This window comes from Rhizobium sp. P2_G9 (genome assembly GCF_056403475.1).
On the sequence record NZ_JBFUFK010000047.1, the window covers coordinates 45586 to 63150 of the forward strand.

A 17565-nucleotide genomic window follows, 5' to 3' on the forward strand; every position below is an offset into this window, starting at 1 on the left:
CGATCGTCGCTTCTATTCGCCTCCATTCATCTCACGTATTGAAGAGCGTGTCATCGTGAAGGTATCGCACGGCCAAAGCGCCCGCAGCGGCGATGCCTTGCCCTTGAAGGCATCGCCTTTCCGAACGATGCCGCGATCCATAGGCCCCGGGGTGAACGATATGCCCGTCCGGGAAGATGCATTGCCGAGGGCTTTCATGCGTGATTGGCGACTTGCCGTCTTCCAACCAGGGGAACTGATGAGAAACACGACATTGCTGGCGTTGACTGCGATGGTTCTTTCCAGTTGCGTGGTTGGTCCCAATTACAAGCCTCCGCACGCAGCGCTGCCGGCTCATTACTCGGAAGCAGGCCGGAAGCCGACGGACCAGGTGCCGCTTAAACCGTGGTGGGAGGCTTTCAGAGACAAAGGCCTCAATGCGCTCGTCGACCAGGGGATGAACGAGAATCTCGGCGTGCGTGCTGCACTGGAACGCATTGCCCAAGCCCAGGCCAACGTCGTGATTGCCGGCGCCGGCGCCCTGCCCCAGGTCGATGCAGCCGCGGCAGCCACCGTCGCCGGCGCGACGAAAGCACGGACCACGACCACGCTGACAGCTGGCCTGGGTGCGTCCTGGCTGCTGGATTTCTTTGGGCAATACAGGCGAGCCAGGGAATCCGCCAGCGCGTCGCTCGATGCAGCTTATGACAATATCGGTGTTGCGCGCCTGGCTTTCCTCTCCGATCTGAGCCAATCCTATGTCGACCTCAGATACAGTCAGGAATCGATCGCGATCGCCCGCCGGAACCTCGCGTCACGGCGGGAGACCCTGAAGCTGGTCACCGACCTCAGGAATTCGGGGGCCGCTTCCCGGCTTGACGTGATCCAGGCCGAAGGTCTGGTCAACCAGACCTTGTCGGAAATTCCCGGACTCGACGCGCGTTTTCACCAGGCGGCGAACCATATTGCCACGCTCCTGGCCGTGCCAGCCGCAACGATGACGGCCAGCTTGAGCCATGGCTATGGCCAACCGGTCCCCCGCACGCCCACGGACGTCGGCATTCCGGCGGATCTCATCCGCAATCGTCCCGACATCAGGCAGGCGGAACGGCTGCTTGCCGCCGCCACGGCCGATGTCGGCGTTGCGGAAGCCCAGCGTTATCCGAGCATCGCGCTCATTGGGTCGATCAATGGATCGAAGACCTTTACCCGCAGCGCGTCCCATGGCCTGTTGTCCTGGTCGTTTGGGCCGAGCATCGATCTTCCGTTGTTTGACGGTCAGACACGTCGGGCAGAGGTCAAGATCGCCCGATCGAACATGCAGACGCATTACATCGCCTGGAAAGCAACCGTGCTGAACGCGGTCGAAGAGGTCGAAAATGCGCAGATCGCGCTGCATCGCGACCGTCAGACGGTTGTCGCTCTGCGGCGGCTCGTCTCTTCCTACCAGGAAGCACTTGGCCTGGCGCGTGTCAGCTACAAGGCCGGGACCGCGACCGTACTGGATGTTCTTGAAGCGGAGCGCAATGTTGCAGATGCAAGAGTGTCGCTTGTTGCGGCCATCAGACAGCTCGCTGCAGACTACATTTCGTTGAATGTGGCAGTCGGAGGCGGCGCGGAACTGGGCGCGCGGGACAAGTCCGACCTCGCGCAGGCGGGTGATGAATTTTAGCGACGAGAAACAGAAGCCGCCCCTGATCCCGGTTCATTCCGGCCGCAATGAATGGGGCTATTTGATCGTCACTTCGTCAATCGACTAAATCGGCTTCGAAGATGGCCCTGATCGCCAGTACTGCTCGCGGCGCGGGATTTCTGGTTCAATCGCCTGCGCTCAATGGGTTCGCCAGGCGAATAACCGAGCTGCGCCAGCCATCAATACCGATGTTGCAGCATCGCGGTAACCTGGTTGAAATTCGGGTCCTGTCGATTAAAAATCACGATGCCATTGAGCGGCCGATTTCTGCGATGATGGGCAATGAGTTCCAAAAGATAGCCTTCGGATGGCGGACCTCCCGCGAGAGGACCATCGATCATAAGGTGAAGTATGCCGGTTCTCTCGTCGAATCGGCACTCAACATCTGCATCCGTGTCAGGCGACACGATCGCATCGCCGGTCCTCAAACGTTTCGGCACGACTTGTCCCCCCTCCGAACACTGATGGATGGAGATTGTTCTAGAGCGTTTCAAAAAAATTCCAACGCCAAATTCAGTGGCGGCCTGCGTGCTTCAGCCGCATGCCCGGCGCGAAAAAGCAGATTGACACGCCCGATCGCGGGACAAGCGTGTCTCTGACGAGCCGTGCGCCGGGGCGGGTAGCCGACGTCTTTCAGGCTGCGGGCGTCTGTTCTCGTTTTAAAATGATGATGTAATATCAGCTTTTCAGCACCTGACGAAGTTGCGCCAACGGTCGAAAATATAATACTGGCCGGAAGGTCCAGCATTTTTCTTCACGATCGAAGGAACGAGGAAAGGGCTTCGTTCCGAGCGAAAGAGATTGTCTCGACCTCTCCTATCCGTTTGCGTCAGGCCTGGCAGCCGGCTGAATATCCATTGGGAGGAGATCATTGATCTTGTAGGCTACTTCCGTGCGGTTTGTAGCCTTGACCTTTTTCATGATGTTCCGGATATGAACCTTTACCGTGCTTTCCCGCATGTTGAGCTCGTAGGCTATGATTTTATTTGCCTTGCCTCGACGGAGAGCTTCAACCACTTCCGCTTGTCTGGCCGTGAATATGCCGTTGAGAGGGCCGGCCGTCGAGGCCGCAGTATTGATGAATTGACGCATAGCCAAAAGACAACTCGCCGGCACGAATATGCCTCCTGCCATAGCCAAAGCGATGGCCTCTATGCACACATCTATACTAACCGATGAGGGTATGTACCCCCCTGCACCACATTCGAGTACGCCTATGATTTCCGTGGGATCGTCTGAATCGGCGAGCACGATGATCGGCGTCGGGAACTCCGATGCGAGCGTTTTGATCTCATCGGCGATAATCCGGTCAGAAATCCTGGCGCTGCCGATATTGAGCAATATCGCCCCCGGCACTGTCCCGTGATCATGGTTACGACGCCACTCCTCCACGGAATCAAAGGCCAGGATGGAAACATCGGGCCGCGTCGAGGTTATGCATCGTGCAAGGCACTGCCGATCCAGAGCCCGATTGTCGATGATAACCAGCGAAGTTTCACGCGTTCCGGACACAGCTGCTGTAACAGACCCTCGAAACGGAGTGGCGAGTTCCGGTTCGATCGGTAGAATAGTAGTTCCTTTTATGCCATCCTTACTGTTTCTTGTCATCAAGTTCATGGCGTCTACTCCCATCACCAAAAACACATCACTGCACACGCTTCTAATGATTGAATCTATTAATTTTTTTATCCGCGAGCGTATCGCGGCGTTAACATTTTTGGATAAAATTTAAGTCAATTGATCGTTAGTAGATTTACACATACACTATTTTATCGAAGCTGTATAGGTTGTTTGAGTACTTAGATTACGTGTGTATGTCTACGCTTATTTCACCCATGTTCCGAGATCGCGGTATTCGTCGTGGAGTTGTTTACCCGACGATCGTGACAATGTTTGAACGGACTTGATGATACTAAAACCCGACCGATCCTTTCTCTTGAATAGGCCCGTCGATACATTGACAGACTTAAATACCATTTCACAAAGAAGCACTCTCCGTGCCGCTTTCCGGGCATCGCGGAGAATATTAGCATGATCGAAATCGCGTAATGTCTGAAGATTTCGTGTAAAAAAGGAGTAAATTCCCGCTGAGCTCGTTAATAATAATGAATTTTTACTTAACCTGCGAGCCGAAGCCGGTTTCTGTGTCGACGAAGTTGACACATCATAGGCGAGAGATCGACAATTAAGCTTATTTCTCGAAGTGTAGGTTGGAGAATGGCCAGCGGACCGTACTTTTTTCGGATCTTCTCACCGCGAAGCAGCTGTCGGGCGGAAATTGGCTCGAGTAGCAGAGAGAATCGGCCATTTTATCTTGAATTTTTCTGGCGCCGAGCAGATTTTTTTCATGCGCATACTTGTCACAGACGGGACAGGATTCATCGGCCGAGAGGTTGTACGCTCGCTATCAGGTGACATGCCGGCATGGAAAATGTGGAAATCCTCTCCTGGATTTCATCCGAAAGCGAGAAGGATAGTGCTGTCAAACCATCTCAAAGGCCGGCTCGACGATCGGATCGCAAGCCTCTTCGAACTTCAAACATGGTTAAAATCGGGGCATGGCCCGACCGATCGCACGCCGCGGGAATGTTTGCTGCGCCCCGAAAAGGGACCGACATCTGGACCTGTCGTATATCAGGCCAACAGAATGGCTCCAAATCGATACAACATGCTCTAAATTCCGGTTCCTTTCAGCACGACAAACGGTGTCTGGGCAAGAATCCATAGATCCGTGCGAAACGAGAACGTGCGTGCGTATCGGGTATCGATCTGCGCCCTTTCCGCAAATGTGCAGGCATTGCGCTTGCTCACCTGCCACAGGCCGGTCATGCCGGGGCGCAGACTGAAGTAGGCTGTATCCGGGTAGAGATTGCGCTGCTCCGGCAGCATTGGCCGGGGTCCGACAAGGCTCATGTCGCCACGCAACACATTGAACAACTGCGGAAGTTCGTCGAGAGAATATTTCCGCAGGTAGAATCCTATTCGTGTGATGCGAGGATCATTCGCGAGTTTTTGACAACGCGTCCACTCGTCCAGCGCTTCGGGACTTTTTGCCAGATGCTCGCTCAGTCGCGAGTCCGCATCCGGCACCATGGTCCGCAGCTTCCAGAGCTTGAACAGCTTGCCGTCACGCCCGACGCGTGACTGCCAAAAAAATGCCCCTCCACCGTCCAGCCTGACCAGGACGGCCAGTGCACCGACGAGTATCAACAAGAACGGCGCAGCCAAAACCGTCAGCACGACATCAAGGCATCGTTTGACAGTTGCATAATTGAGCCGCGAATATATGAATCGTGATCGGAATCCTGAAATATTGAGACCGGAAGAGTAATTTATTATCGCCCTCAGCATTTATTCCTCCCGCCTTGTTTTGTTTTATTTCCGCCATTTTAAGCAAATCGAGATGAAAGCGTATGAAGCCTGTCACTATCTTTGCTTTGGCAGCGGCATGATGAATACTGATTCTGCCCGCTGACGTTCAGCCCGCCTGCACACCGGCACGGCGCCGCCGTCAAATCTTTTCCTTGTTCCAACTCTCTACCATGGTGGGAAATCGTCGCCGGCGCGCCAGATCCAGCATCAGCCGCGCCCTGTAGAGCCGGATACGCACCAGGCAGGCAAGTGCCAGCGACCGGCTCTTGAAGCCCGAAACACGGCTGGATCGAGCGATAGCGATCACTTCACCGAGAGGGGAAGCGGCAACCAGTGCGCATGCAAACAGCCAGCTCAGCCTTGCTGTCAAACCACTTCCGACGTTTCCGAATTCGTGCGCAACATGGCGGTCCCAGCGGCGGGCCAGCTCCCCAAAGGACTTGCAGGAGGGAGTAAGGACCTTCGCTTCCTGAAGAAATGCAATTCGGTAGCCAGACCTTGTCGCTCGCTGGCCCCATTCGGTGTCCTCCATGGTCGCGATGCCGCCAAAAGGCCCAACGGCGTGGAAGACGTCTTTCCTCACCGCCATGTTGCCAGTCGCGGCAAATCCGTAGCGCTCGACATAAAGGCGGGCGCGATAACCATAGATGCTTTCGTAGGATTCTATTGCACTCGGCTTTCCCGCATCGGTCATCAGGATACCGATGTCCCCGCCCATCAGTGCGATGTCGGGACGGCCGGCCATGAATTCGATGATCGATTTGGCCCAGCCGGGCTCTGCGATGCAGTCCGCGTCGATGAAGGCCAGAAGATCGGCGCGCGCCAGTGCCGCTCCACGATTGCGCGCCGGACCTGGTCCCGGAACGATCTCCCGCTCCAGCCGAAGGTCGGCAATGCCGGCGCATGCGGCTTCCGGCATTTCCACCGAGCCGTTGTCGACGACGATGATTTCGAAGGTGGTTTCTTCGGTACGCTGAGCATCGAGCGCCTTGAGACAGCGAAGCAGATTGCCGTCCGGTTCGTTGAGATGTGGTATGACCACGCTGAGTTTCACCGGATTGTTCATGTTTTTCCCAGCAATGAATGCCTAGACATGGTCCGGCAGCTCCGGACACGCCTCTGAGAATGACTTTTCCGGTTCGTACTGTGAATATGAGCAGAGTTAAGGCTTTCGGGGGAGGTCAGGCACCCCTCCACGCGATTGGGGATAGTTTCATTCCCTGCGGCAATTCCTACCTCCCCGGTCGCAAGGCGGAAGTCCGGTTCTCCGGGATCTTGCCACGACTAAGCAGGAAGGCTGCGTGCCGAGACGACGGATATGCGCCTTGCGAGGTATCCGTGCTCGCTCGATGGATGAATCGGGCAGGATAATCTGCCCGAAAGTGCTGCACTCTCGCTCAAAAGGCTTACGTGGGGTCCGTGTGGCGCCAGCCCGAAACGCACAATGGCGGGCTATGATTGACAGCCGGATCGCTCGAAGATGTCGCGTGTCGACAGGCAAAGATGTATTCGCGTAATTGAGTGTCTCACCCATGAATAAACTGGAAATTGGCTTTTACGTCCGGGCGCTTCTGCGCCGCCTGCATGTCATTCTGGCGATCACGCTGGCGCTCCTTGTGGTGGCGACACTCGTGGTTCGCCATATGCAGCCGGTCTACAGCGCCAGCGCCAAGATTCTGGTGGAAGCACCGCAGATCCCCACCGATCTTGCCCGATCCACCGTGCCGATGGGCGGTCTGGTTCAATTGCAGGTCTTGCAACAGCAGATCACCACGCGAGACGCGCTGCTCACCCTTGCGCGAAAACTCGGTGTTTATCGCGACAGTCCCGCCCAACCTGGTGACGAGGATATCGTCCAGGATATGCGGTCCCGCATCAAGTTCGACCAACTGCAGCTCGATTCGCAGAGCCCGGAGCAGGGGATCGCCGTCTATGAAGTCTCCTTCCGTGCGAACAACGCGGCGCTGTCGGCGGATGTCGCCAATGCACTTGTTGCGATCATACTCAACAGGAACAAGCGCGAGCGGGCCGGCCGCGCCGGCGACACGTTGCGGTTCTTCGACCAGAAAGTCGCGAGGCTTAGCGATGAGCTCAAGCGGCTGGACATCGAGAATCTGCAGTTCATGAAGTCACACAATGAAACCCTGCCCGAGAGCCTTGCTTTTCGTCGCAGCGAGCAAGGCAGTCTGCAGGACAAGCTTTCGACACTGGACCGCGAGGAATCCGAGCTCAGAATAAGCAAGAACCAGTTGATCATGACCTACACGAACACGGGCCAGATCACTGGGACAGCGCCACTGACACCGGAGCAACAGACGCTGGTGGACCTGAACCGGGCACTCGCCGAGCAACTCGCGCTGTTCACGGAGAACAGCCCGAACATCATCGCCCTTCGCGACCGGATTGCAAAGGTTCGAGAAGGCATGATCCCGTTGAAGCCGGGTGCTGTGGCGAAAGATCCCGCCAACCCGCAGAAGCCAGCCTTTGGCCTTGAACTGCAATTGCCTGTTATCGAGGAGCGATTGCAGGCGATCGCGCGGGACAAGCTCGATGCGGCCAATCGCGTCGAGGAACTGACCAAATCCATCGCTGCAACGCCCGCGACCGAAACCGAGCTGAACACGCTGCAGCGAAATCGTGAAAACATCCAGCTGCAATATAATGCAGCGATTGCGCAACGCGCGGAAGCATTGACGGGGGAGCAGATAGAGAGCCGCACCGACGGACAGCGCTTCTCTCTGCTTGAGGGCGCCATGCCACCGTCAAGGCCCACGGGCCTGAAGCCCAAGATAATCATCGCCCTTGGCGGCATTGGCGGACTGGGTCTGGGGGTTGCCCTGGTGCTGCTTCTCGAGATCCTCAACAAAACGGTGCGCCGCCCGAAAGACCTCAGGAAGCTGCAGATAGAACCGCTCGGCACCGTCCCGATGATCAGGACCCCGCATGAGCGGCGTGTCTCGCGCTACATGGCTGGTGCTGCGGTCTTGCTGTCCGCCGGCGCGATCCCGGCCTCACTCATGCTGGTTCATTACTATTACGCGCCACTAGACCTGGTGTTTCGGCAACTGCTTTCGAGGCTGGTGTGAACGGAGGCCAGATTGGACACGTTCGAAGAGCACGGTGCAAACAATTCGTCAAAAGAGAAATTCAGGCCGCGAGGTAAAGACATGGAGCGAGCTCCCGCCTTGATACAGGACAGCCCTCAACTGCGCATCGCTGATCGCTCCACGGAGCAACTGGCCGAAGCACGTGCATCCACGGTGCGGGAAAACGCATGGGCCGGCCTGCAGGAAATGCGTCTCAACCCCAAGACCCTTGCCCGAAGCCGCATCATAACGGGAGATCGTTCGACGGCAGCGCATGCCGCCATCGACATGATCCGCACCAAAGTCCTCCAGACGCTGAGGCAGAATGGCTGGACATCGGTGGCAATAACCTCGCCGACGCCGGGATGCGGCAAATCGCTTGTCGCCCTCAATCTGGCGCTCAGCTTTTCCAATCAGATGGATTGCCGGACTTTGCTCCTGGACCTCGATCTCAAGCATCACCGGATAGGAGATTTACTCGACCTCGAGACGCCGTCATCCATGGAAGCCTTTCTACGTGGCGACTGCGACATGACCGCCGTCCTGCGCCGACATGAGAGGAATCTCGCGATCGGCGCCAATCGATGGCCGGTGAAATATTCCGCAGAAGTGCTGCAGAGCCGGGAGGCTGCCAGAGTCCTCAAGGAGATGCGGCAGGTATTGGCCCCCGATGTCGTCCTCTATGACCTGACATCGATGCTCCCGAACGACGACGTTACCGCATTTCTGCCGAATGTCGACTGCGCGATCCTTGTCGTGGAAGCGGGACGAACCACGTTTGAGGAGGTCGATACCTGCGAACGATATCTTTCCGACCGCACCAACGTCCTCGGCGTCGTGCTCAACAAATGCCGCCACCCGGGCAACTGAAAGAGAGTGGTTATGCGAAAGATATTGTTGGTTTATGGAACGCGCCCCGAAGCCGTGAAGATAGCGCCTTTGATCGATGAGCTGCATCGCTCGTCATTCTGCCGGCCGATCGTTGCCGTCACCGGTCAGCACCGCGAAATGCTCGACCAGGTCAACCGGCTGTTCGGCATCGAACCCAGCCACGACCTCAACATCATCACCCAGTCGCAGACGCTCGAAACGATCACGTCCCGCGTCCTTGCAGGGGTGTCGGACATTATCAGGGAGCAGAGCCCCGACGCATTGCTGGTCCAGGGGGACACCACCACCTGCTTCGCTGCGGCGCTGGCGTCTTTTTACTGCAAAATTCCGCTCATCCATCTCGAAGCGGGGTTGAGAACCGGCGACCGCCTCAACCCATTCCCTGAAGAGGTGAACCGGCGCATGACCACGCAGTTGGCAGCCTTGCACCTGGCTCCGACCCAGACGTCCAAGGCGAACCTGTTGAAGGATGGCGTCGCGGAAAAGGACATCGTCGTCACCGGCAATACGGTCATAGATGCCCTGCTGCACGTTTCGCGCCGAAATGCTCCTGTCGAGCATCCGGACCTGATCAAACTTTCCAAGGGCAGGACCGTGCTGATCACCGCGCATCGGCGTGAGTCCTGGGGTGAGCCGATGGCCCAGACTGCGCGCGCCATCGCCCGGCTGGCCAGGCAATTCCCAAGTGTCAACTTTCTCCTGCCGGCACATCTCAACCCGGCTGTCCGGTCCGTGCTTCTGCCGCCGCTCGAGGGTCTGAGAAATGTGATCGTCACGAAGCCACTCGACTATCATGATTTCATCCAAGCGATGCGGGATTGCTTCATCGTCCTGACCGACAGCGGCGGCGTCCAGGAGGAGGCTCCGACCTTCGGAAAGCCGGTGCTGGTCATGCGCGACACGACAGAGCGCCCGGAGGCGGTGGCGTCCGGCACCGCGCGCCTGATCGGCACGGACGAGGATGCCGTCTTCAAAGCGGTCGCCGAGCTTCTCGTCAACCCGCAGGCCTACGAGGCCATGGCGCGTGCCGTCAATCCTTATGGCGACGGGCATGCGGCGCGGCGTTCTGTCCAGGCCATCGAGCATTTCTTCGGACTCAGTGCACGGCCGGAGGAATTCAGCAGCATACGCAGCACCCTCGCGGCCTCGGCGACGCAACGGATCAGGCGCGTGGTGAAGATCCGGCACGCAGCAACGATCAGGATGGAGAGACAGGTGCATTTGCGCAACGAAAGCATCCCACCCGCCTGACGACTGCGGAAAGAGGACATCGATGTCCGGATATGGTGGCTGAAGCGGCGCTGATCGGACGCGAAAAAGCGCGTTCAAGATTGGCCGTGAGCCAAGTTTCCGGAGCATCTGCACCCCGTGTATGACACCATGTTGTCCTTTATCATCGACATTGAATTCATTTGTGCGGCGTTTCATATCAAGCCTACGGGATGCCCAACTACGTCGGTGCCCCGGACAAGCCAAAGGAATTTCTCGCCCGGACCGTTTGCGTTCCGCATATTGCACACATGCAACGCGCAGGCTGCCAGCACGACAGCCTGCTTCTCTTCATTGAGATGAGGTGCGCCGATTCATGATCGCAGCGGCGCTTCCACGTCGGAATAGGCCTGGACGGCATCGGGCAGTCTTGCCCCCGCAACCTTGATTGCTGCCACCGAAGCATTGAGCTCCGCAATCTCGTCCGCCGAGAACCGGACGGAAGGCGCGCCGGCATTTTCGAGCATGTGCGGCATTTGCGTGGTGCCGGGAATGGGCACGATCCAAGGCTTCTGGGCCATCAGCCAGGCCAGAGCGATCTGGCCGGGTTGGGCTTGTTTCCGCTCCGCCCATGTCCTGGCCAGCTGCACCAGGGCAAGGTTCAGGGAAATATTCTCAGGGGTGAAACGACCTTCGACACTACGAATATCCCCGGGAGCGAATTGCGTGCGGCCGTCGATCGCACCGGTCAGGAAGCCGACGCCGAGTGGGCTCCAGGGCACGAAGCCGATGCCGAGTTCCTCGCAGACCGGGATGGCACCGGTCTCAGGCCCGCGCCACAGCATCGAATACTCGCTTTGTACCGCCGTCAGCGGCAAGGCCTTGTGGGCGCGGCGCAGCGTCTGCAGGCCCATTTCCGACAGGCCCCAGTGCAGCACCTTGCCTTCGGCCATCAGGTCCTTGACGGCGCCGGCGACGTCCTCGATTGGCACCTCAGGATCGACGCGGTGCTGGTAGAGCAGATCGACGCGGTCGGTTTTCAGGCGCTGGAGCATGCCTTCGACCGCCAGCTTGATATGATCAGGGCGGCTGTTAAGGCCGGGATGGCGTTCGCCGGTCTTCAGGTCGATGTTCCAGCCAAATTTCGAGGTGATCACGACCTTATCGCGGAAAGAGGCGATGCCTTCGCCGAGAATCCGCTCGACCTCGTGCGGGCCGTAGGCCTCGGCCGCGTCGAAGAACGTGATACCACGGTCAAAGGCGGCATGAATGATGCGGTGCATCTCGGTTCGTGTCGGGATCGTGGTCTGGTAGGTCCGGCTCATATTCTGCACGCCGATGCCGATGCTTGAGACCTCGAGCGAGCCGAGCTTGCGCCGGCCGATGTCCCCGCCAACGCTCACGGCGGGGCCTTCCGTTGCAGCCTTGGCCGGGGCGCCGCCGACATTGGCGGTGGCGGCCAGACTCCCCGCTGCCAGCAGCAGGTTGCGGCGGTTCAGTTCCAGTCCTTGGGTCATATCATCATCCTTTTGTTGCTAGGTGTGATCGGGTCCGGCGCTTACGCCGCAGCCCGCCGGCGACATTGCAAGGCCTGGAGAACCACGAGCCCATAGTGGCCGACCACGGCGGCGAGGCCGGCAATTGCGCCGAGGCGGAGGAAGAAGCCCGTGGCATCTTCATTGAAGTCCCAGAACACGATGGTCGGGACGAGCAGCAGCCGTGAGGCAATATCCAGCTCGAGGAAGCTCAAGGCCCCGAGGACGGCGACGCCGGCGGCGAGGATCCTCAGTATGATGCGCCGGGCCTGGCTCGGCCGCGTGATCCGGGCGAGCCGTGCGGCAGCGCCCAAGATGACCGGCCAGTGCATGCCGAGATGAACCGCGGCGATGATGACGACCCAATAGGCGGCGAGGATATGGAGATCGCGCGCCGTCGGGCCGCCGACTGCCAGGAACCCGAAGAGGGACCGCGAGATCAGCAGGCTGGTGATCAGCAGGGTGATCATGGCGGCGGCAAGCGTGAGGTTGAGCACCAATGTCGCCACCGGCCTCGGCTGTCGCCGGGTCCGGGAAAGGCTCCCCCACCAGCGGCGATTGAAGATATTGTGCAGGACCAGCAAGGCGAACATGGCCGTGCCGACGAGTTCATGGGTTCCGTTGTCCAGCCACCAGTAGGCCATCGCGACCATCAGCAGATCGACCGCGAAGAAATCAAGGACCAGGCGCAGCAGGAAAATCGGGCTCATGGGCTTGCCTTATTCCACCGCTGTGCCGTCGAACGCGCCCAGCGCGTCGAAAGTATAGAGGTAATTCCGTTCCGCCCGGGCGCCCGTGTGGCAGGACTGGCAGCGGGCGGTATTCTCGTCCATGTTGGCCGACTTGTCCGCCCAAAACCATTGAAACTGCCAGTCGGCGGTCCGGCGGACCTCGTCATAGTCATTGCCCCAGCCGGAGCCTTTCTGCATGACGAAATAGCGGTAGACCTTGCCGTCGCGATAATCGACGAGCACGAAATGCGTGCCGTCGGGGATGGGCTGGCCGCTCTTGACGGCCGCAAGCGCCTCTTGCGTGGTGAGGATGCGCTCGGTGACTTCACCGCGCCGGATGGTGGTGTAGTGCACGAGTTTGTCCAGGTCGGCCGGGAACTGGACCCGGTTGGATTCGGCATGGGCCGCCCAGCCGGCGAGCGAAAGGAGAAGTGCGAGAACGAAGCGGCCAAAGCTCATGAGGTCAAACCCTGTCAAAGTAGAGATGATGACAAGGTAGGCGACAACGCAGCTGGGCATTAGCCGCCGGAAACCGTATGAAGCTATTAGTTGTGCTTATTAATCACAGATTTTTGATTAGCCGTGATGCGGCAATCATTCACGGTAGCGCAGCGCCTCGATGACCACGGCGAAGGCCGGCGAGGCATGCCTGCGGTTCGGATAATAAAGGTGGTAGCCTGAGAACGGTTCACACCAGTCTCCGAGCACCCGCTCGAGGCCCCTGCCGTCGAAATATGGCGACGCCTGGTCTTCCGGCAGGTAGGCAAGGCCGAGGCCTGCAAGGGCTGCGTCGAGCCGCATGGCGATATTGTTGAAGGTGAGCTGGCCGTCAACCCGGACTTTGAGCTCCCGGCCGCAATGCTCGAATTCCCACGGGAAAATCCCGCCATGGGTGGGAAGGCGCATGTTGATGCAGTTGTGGCGCGTGAGATCCTGCGGTGTTTCCGGCCTGCCGTAGCGCGCGAGATAGTCCGGGGATCCTACCACGGCCATGCGCATGTCGCCGCTGACCTTGACCGCGATCATATCCTTGGCGACCTGCTCGCCGAGGCGGATGCCGGCATCGTAGCGTTCGGCGACAATGTCGGTCAGCCCATAGTCGACGATAACCTCGACACGGATATCCGGATATTGCGGCACCAGACGCCGGATCGCCGGGGCCAGGATGGAAATCGCGGCATGCTCGCCGGCGGTGATGCGGACGGTGCCGGACGGCTTGTCCCGCAATGCGCTGATCGCGCTCAGTTCGGCATCGATTTCCTCGAAATGCGGCCCGAGTGAGAGCCTTAGCCGCTCGCCCGCCTCGGTCGGCGAGACGCTGCGCGTGGTGCGCATCAGCAGCCGGATGCCCAGCCGCTCCTCAAGGCCGCGCACGGTCTGGCTCAGTGCCGACTGGGACACGCCGAGCTTGGCCGCCGCCTTGGTGAAGCTCTGTTCGCGCGCCACCGTCAGGAAGGCCACGAGATCGTTGAGGTTTTCCTGCGCCATTCATTAGTCCGTCTAATAGGTTCATGCAGATTATAGCAGCTAATCGAAAGCGGCCGCAAACGCTACATTCAGAGCACCAGATCAGGAACGGCCGAGCCGCCCGTCGAACCAACCGGAAAGCACTATGCTGCAGACATCCCACTCCCCGCAGCGTCCCATAAGGGCGCAATCCTCGCCTTTATTCTGATGCGCTACGTGATGATCTGAGATCAAAAATTAGGAGAAACACCATGAAAACACGTAAACTCGGAACTTTGGAAGTGTCCGCCCTGGGGCTCGGCTGTATGAGCATGAGCTCAGCCTACGGGCCTGCGGCGGACACAACCGAAATGATCAAGCTCATTCGTGCCGCCCATGACCGCGGGGTCACCTTCTTCGATACCGCCGAAGCTTATGGTCCGTTCATCAACGAGGTTCTGGTCGGCGAAGCCCTCGCTCCGATCCGTGACAAGGTGGTGATCGCCACCAAATTCGGGTTCGATATCGATCTCGAAACCGGCGCACGGACCGGCGGCACCAACAGCCGCCCTGAGCATATCAAGGCGGTGGCTGAGGCCTGCCTCAAGCGGCTCAAGACTGACCATATCGATCTTTTCTATCAGCACCGTGTCGATCCGAATGTGCCTATCGAGGACGTCGCCGGCGCCATCAAGGATCTGGTCGCTGCAGGCAAGGTCAGGCATTACGGCCTGTCGGAAGCCGGTGTCGGCACGATCGGTCGCGCCCACGCCGTTCATCCGCTTGCCGCCGTGCAGAGCGAATATTCGCTGTTCTGGCGCGGCCCGGAAGCGGAGTTGCTGCCCACGCTCGAGGCGCTCGGCATCGGCTTCGTGCCGTTCAGCCCGCTTGGCGCCGGCTTCCTGACCGGGAAGATCGACGAGAACACCAGGTTCGACCCGACCGACTTCCGCAATCACGTGCCGCGGTTCTCGCCGGAAGCCCGCAAGGCCAACATGGCACTGGTCGATATTGCCAAGGCCGTGGCCGAACGCAAGGGTGCGACGCCGGCGCAAGTCGCCCTCGCCTGGCTGCTTGCGCAGAAACCGTGGATCGTGCCGATTCCGGGCACGACCAAGCTGCATCGCCTCGAGGAAAACCTCGGTGCGGTCGAGCTTGAGCTCACCGCGGCCGACCTCGCGGAGATTGCCGCCGGCCTGGCCAAGGTGGAGGTGCAGGGTGAACGTCTGCCGGAAGCCGTGCTTAAGATGACAGGCCTTTAAGATGCCGAAGAGGGTTACTTCGGACAGCAAACCTACCATCACGCGGCGGGACGGGCTCAAAGGAGCCCTCCTCTTCGGCATGACCGCCGGTCTGGCCTCGGCCGGAGATCCGGCTAACGCCCAGGCCTCCTGCCAAAGCAAGGTGCTTGTCGCCTATCTCACGCGCTCCGGCAACACCCGCGTTATCGCGGGCCAGATCAGCCGGGCGCTGGAGGCCGATCTGTTTGAGATCGAAACCGCCAAGCCTTACCCGGCCGACTATATGCAAATGGTCGCACAGGCGGAGCGCGAGCGGCAGGAAGACTTCGAGCCGCCGCTCAAAGCGACGGTTCCGAACCTTCAGGCCTATGACACGATCTTTCTGGGCTTTCCGATATGGGGCGAAACCGCCCCATCGGTCATCCGCTCATTCCTGAGCAGGCACGACCTGACCGGCAAGACGGTGCGGCCCTTTGTCACTCATGGCGGCTATGGCGTCGGCTCGAGCCTCAGCGTACTTGCCGAGCATGCGCCGGGCGCGTGCATCGAGCCTCCGTTTGTCATGGAAGCAGACCAGGAACGGCGGACGATGATTGAGGTTTGGGGCTGGCTCAGCAAAGTCGAGTAGGTCACCCGACTGCATAGATTTGCGTGGTCTCGACGTGACAGTCGTGCGGAAGAACGGCTTATGCTATTCCCAGATACCACCTTCGGATTTCATAGCCAGCCAACGGCCGTCCACGAAAGCGTATTCGATCGTAAATTGCACATTCCACAGTTTGCCGCTGCCATGGAATGTAACACGGGTTCCGTTTCCGCGAACTCTCAGCGCATATCAACGAGCAGTGGCCGTTGAGCATTCATAGAGAACTTTGTCCCCGGATATATCGTACCCGGCAAGGCTGACATCGTAGCCCCATAGGCGGCGTATATGCGCAAGGGTCGCGTCGCGGGTTTTTTCGTCCAGAAGCACGCCGTTTTTTACCGTATGCCGCAAACGCAGCTGGCGATCTCCCAGCAGATCGACGTCGACCACTTGAATGTCCGGCCGGCTCGTGCCGGGATCATAGTTTCGCGCCAGCGCCGAACGGACGGCGGAGTAGCCCTGCTCGTTATGGATGAACTTGACTTCGCAAAACCTGTCGCGGCTGCGGTCGGACAGTTGGAACAGGCGGAACTTGCGCATCAAGGCGGGACTGAGATATTGCAGGATGAAGGACTCGTCGCGGTGGTTCGCCCAGGCATCGATGAGTGTGCCTCGCCAGTCGCCATTGCCGGCAATGTCGGGAAACCACTCCCGGTCCTCCGAAGTCGGCAGCGTGCAGATCCGCTCGATATCCTGCATCATCGCAAAGCCCAAAGCATAGGGGTTGATGCCGGAGTAACGCGGGTCGTCGAAACCCGGCTGGAACACCACATTGGCGTGGCTCGCCAACAGTTCCAGCATCGCCCCCTCGCTGATCTTGCCCTGGTCGAACAGCCTGTTGAGGATCGTGTAATGCACGAACGTCGCGCAGCCCTCATTCATCACCTTGGTCTGGGCCTGCGGGTAGAAATATTGCGCGATCACACGAACGATCCGCAAAATCTCCCGCTGCCAGGACCCGAGAATGAGGCTGTTCTTCTCGATGAAATAGAGCAGGTTCTCTTCGGGGAGATTGAGCTTGCCTTTCCGCTCCGATGCTTCGCGCTCGACGGCTTCCATGTCGCGGGCACCGCCCGTTTCAGGCAGCGTCCGCCATAGATCATTGTACGTCTGCTCCTCATATTCCAGCCGTTCCCGCGCCCGTTCCCTGACCTTCTCCGACGAAAGACGGGGCGGCCGGCGATAATGAAAGACGCCGTGATCCATGAGGGCGTGCGCGGAATCGAGAATTTCCTCGACAGCATTGAGACCGTGCCGCTCCTCGCAGCTGGCAATATATTTCTTGGCAAAGTCCATATAGCCGAGGATCGCCCCAGCATCGGTCCATTGCCGGAACAGATAGTTGTTCTTGAAGAAGTGATTGTGGCCGAAGGCCGCGTGTGCCGTCACCAGTGTCTGCATCGGCATGGTGTTTTCTTCCATGAGATAGGTGATGCAGGGGTTTGAATTGATGACCAGCTCATAGGCCAGCCCACGCTGGCCCTTGCGATAAAGCTGATTTTCGAAGGCGAACCTCTTGCCGAAGGACCAGTGCTGGTACATCAGCGGCATGCCGATAGAGGAATAGGCATCGAGCATTTGCTCGGACGAAATGATCTCGATCTGGTTCGGGTAGACGTCGAGCCCCATCTCCTCGATTGCAATCGTCTCGATCGCATCATAGGAGCGCGAAAGTGTTTCGAAATTCCAATCCGAGCCGTCGAACAGCAAGTTTGATGCGGCGCGCTTCACCATTC

At 58.9% G+C, this 17565-nt stretch carries 15 protein-coding genes; 7 read left to right on the forward strand and 8 right to left on the reverse strand.

Going from position 1 to position 17565, the window contains the following annotated elements; translation table 11 throughout:
- Positions 1–238 precede the first annotated feature (238 nt).
- Together AC1DYF_RS31320 and AC1DYF_RS31325 are read left to right on the forward strand one after the other, a co-directional pair.
- Positions 239–1651, forward strand: a complete 1413-nt coding sequence (locus tag AC1DYF_RS31320; RefSeq protein ID WP_477881586.1) for an efflux transporter outer membrane subunit — start codon at positions 239–241, stop codon at positions 1649–1651.
- A 101-nt stretch (positions 1652–1752) separates the two neighbouring features.
- The gene (locus AC1DYF_RS31325) at positions 1753–2271 is read left to right on the forward strand and encodes a hypothetical protein (RefSeq protein WP_477881588.1); all 519 of its coding nucleotides are present in this window, start codon (positions 1753–1755) and stop codon (positions 2269–2271) included.
- A 217-nt stretch (positions 2272–2488) separates the two neighbouring features.
- Here the strand turns inward: AC1DYF_RS31325 and AC1DYF_RS31330 are convergent, their stop codons facing one another.
- The 3 genes from AC1DYF_RS31330 to AC1DYF_RS31340 all read right to left on the reverse strand — a co-directional run bounded on the left by AC1DYF_RS31330 (position 2489) and on the right by AC1DYF_RS31340 (position 6110).
- Positions 2489–3289 carry a LuxR C-terminal-related transcriptional regulator gene (locus AC1DYF_RS31330; protein WP_477881590.1) on the reverse strand — a complete coding sequence of 267 codons (801 nt, stop codon included), beginning with the start codon at positions 3287–3289 and terminating at the stop codon, positions 2489–2491.
- A 1056-nt stretch (positions 3290–4345) separates the two neighbouring features.
- Positions 4346–5023: a sugar transferase gene (locus AC1DYF_RS31335; protein ID WP_477881591.1), complete on the reverse strand. Its 678-nt coding sequence runs from the start codon at positions 5021–5023 to the stop codon at positions 4346–4348.
- Positions 5024–5183: 160 nt separating this feature from the next.
- Entirely contained in the window at positions 5184–6110 is a 927-nt protein-coding gene (locus AC1DYF_RS31340; protein ID WP_477881593.1) for a glycosyltransferase family 2 protein, read from the reverse strand.
- Between the two features lie 466 nt (positions 6111–6576).
- Here AC1DYF_RS31340 and AC1DYF_RS31345 point away from each other — a divergent pair, with 466 nt between their 5' ends.
- From AC1DYF_RS31345 to wecB, 3 genes are all read left to right on the forward strand, one after another.
- The gene (locus AC1DYF_RS31345) at positions 6577–8130 is read left to right on the forward strand and encodes a GumC family protein (protein ID WP_477881596.1); all 1554 of its coding nucleotides are present in this window, start codon (positions 6577–6579) and stop codon (positions 8128–8130) included.
- A gap of 81 nt (positions 8131–8211) precedes the next feature.
- Positions 8212–9000: a CpsD/CapB family tyrosine-protein kinase gene (locus AC1DYF_RS31350; RefSeq protein ID WP_477881598.1), complete on the forward strand. Its 789-nt coding sequence runs from the start codon at positions 8212–8214 to the stop codon at positions 8998–9000.
- Positions 9001–9012: 12 nt separating this feature from the next.
- Complete coding sequence (gene wecB, locus AC1DYF_RS31355) at positions 9013–10272, forward strand: non-hydrolyzing UDP-N-acetylglucosamine 2-epimerase (protein WP_477881600.1); 1260 nt, start codon at positions 9013–9015, stop codon at positions 10270–10272.
- A 332-nt stretch (positions 10273–10604) separates the two neighbouring features.
- Here wecB and AC1DYF_RS31360 read toward each other — a convergent pair whose 3' ends face one another.
- The 4 genes from AC1DYF_RS31360 to AC1DYF_RS31375 form a co-directional block, all read right to left on the reverse strand.
- Positions 10605–11747 carry an aldo/keto reductase gene (locus tag AC1DYF_RS31360; protein ID WP_477881602.1) on the reverse strand — a complete coding sequence of 381 codons (1143 nt, stop codon included), beginning with the start codon at positions 11745–11747 and terminating at the stop codon, positions 10605–10607.
- Between the two features lie 41 nt (positions 11748–11788).
- Positions 11789–12475 carry a DUF4405 domain-containing protein gene (locus AC1DYF_RS31365; protein ID WP_477881604.1) on the reverse strand — a complete coding sequence of 229 codons (687 nt, stop codon included), beginning with the start codon at positions 12473–12475 and terminating at the stop codon, positions 11789–11791.
- Positions 12476–12484: 9 nt separating this feature from the next.
- A complete protein-coding gene (locus AC1DYF_RS31370) occupies positions 12485–12955 on the reverse strand; it encodes a cytochrome P460 family protein (RefSeq protein ID WP_477881606.1) in 471 nt (156 codons plus the stop codon).
- 135 nt (positions 12956–13090) lie between these two features.
- Entirely contained in the window at positions 13091–13984 is an 894-nt protein-coding gene (locus AC1DYF_RS31375) for a LysR family transcriptional regulator (protein WP_477881608.1), read from the reverse strand.
- 230 nt (positions 13985–14214) lie between these two features.
- On the opposite strand from AC1DYF_RS31375, the gene AC1DYF_RS31380 reads away from it, so the two are divergent.
- Together AC1DYF_RS31380 and AC1DYF_RS31385 are read left to right on the forward strand one after the other, a co-directional pair.
- A complete protein-coding gene (locus tag AC1DYF_RS31380; RefSeq protein WP_477881610.1) occupies positions 14215–15204 on the forward strand; it encodes an aldo/keto reductase in 990 nt (329 codons plus the stop codon).
- 79 nt (positions 15205–15283) lie between these two features.
- Positions 15284–15811: a flavodoxin gene (locus AC1DYF_RS31385; RefSeq protein ID WP_477881611.1), complete on the forward strand. Its 528-nt coding sequence runs from the start codon at positions 15284–15286 to the stop codon at positions 15809–15811.
- A 207-nt stretch (positions 15812–16018) separates the two neighbouring features.
- Here the strand turns inward: AC1DYF_RS31385 and AC1DYF_RS31390 are convergent, their stop codons facing one another.
- Positions 16019–17563, reverse strand: a complete 1545-nt coding sequence (locus AC1DYF_RS31390; protein WP_477881613.1) for a SpoVR family protein — start codon at positions 17561–17563, stop codon at positions 16019–16021.
- Between the last annotated feature and the right edge of the window lie 2 nt (positions 17564–17565).

Bases quoted from the DNA above. Each gene is read 5' to 3' on its own strand.
- AC1DYF_RS31320 (WP_477881586.1), top strand. From the start codon at position 239: ATGAGAAACACGACATTGCTGGCGTTGACTGCGATGGTTCTTTCCAGT.
- AC1DYF_RS31325 (WP_477881588.1), top strand. From the start codon at position 1,753: ATGGCCCTGATCGCCAGTACTGCTCGCGGCGCGGGATTTCTGGTTCAA.
- AC1DYF_RS31330 (WP_477881590.1), bottom strand. From the start codon at position 3,289: ATGAACTTGATGACAAGAAACAGTAAGGATGGCATAAAAGGAACTACT.
- AC1DYF_RS31335 (WP_477881591.1), bottom strand. From the start codon at position 5,023: ATGCTGAGGGCGATAATAAATTACTCTTCCGGTCTCAATATTTCAGGA.
- AC1DYF_RS31340 (WP_477881593.1), bottom strand. From the start codon at position 6,110: ATGAACAATCCGGTGAAACTCAGCGTGGTCATACCACATCTCAACGAA.
- AC1DYF_RS31345 (WP_477881596.1), top strand. From the start codon at position 6,577: ATGAATAAACTGGAAATTGGCTTTTACGTCCGGGCGCTTCTGCGCCGC.
- AC1DYF_RS31350 (WP_477881598.1), top strand. From the start codon at position 8,212: ATGGAGCGAGCTCCCGCCTTGATACAGGACAGCCCTCAACTGCGCATC.
- wecB (WP_477881600.1), top strand. From the start codon at position 9,013: ATGCGAAAGATATTGTTGGTTTATGGAACGCGCCCCGAAGCCGTGAAG.
- AC1DYF_RS31360 (WP_477881602.1), bottom strand. From the start codon at position 11,747: ATGACCCAAGGACTGGAACTGAACCGCCGCAACCTGCTGCTGGCAGCG.
- AC1DYF_RS31365 (WP_477881604.1), bottom strand. From the start codon at position 12,475: ATGAGCCCGATTTTCCTGCTGCGCCTGGTCCTTGATTTCTTCGCGGTC.
- AC1DYF_RS31370 (WP_477881606.1), bottom strand. From the start codon at position 12,955: ATGAGCTTTGGCCGCTTCGTTCTCGCACTTCTCCTTTCGCTCGCCGGC.
- AC1DYF_RS31375 (WP_477881608.1), bottom strand. From the start codon at position 13,984: ATGGCGCAGGAAAACCTCAACGATCTCGTGGCCTTCCTGACGGTGGCG.
- AC1DYF_RS31380 (WP_477881610.1), top strand. From the start codon at position 14,215: ATGAAAACACGTAAACTCGGAACTTTGGAAGTGTCCGCCCTGGGGCTC.
- AC1DYF_RS31385 (WP_477881611.1), top strand. From the start codon at position 15,284: ATGACCGCCGGTCTGGCCTCGGCCGGAGATCCGGCTAACGCCCAGGCC.
- AC1DYF_RS31390 (WP_477881613.1), bottom strand. From the start codon at position 17,563: ATGGTGAAGCGCGCCGCATCAAACTTGCTGTTCGACGGCTCGGATTGG.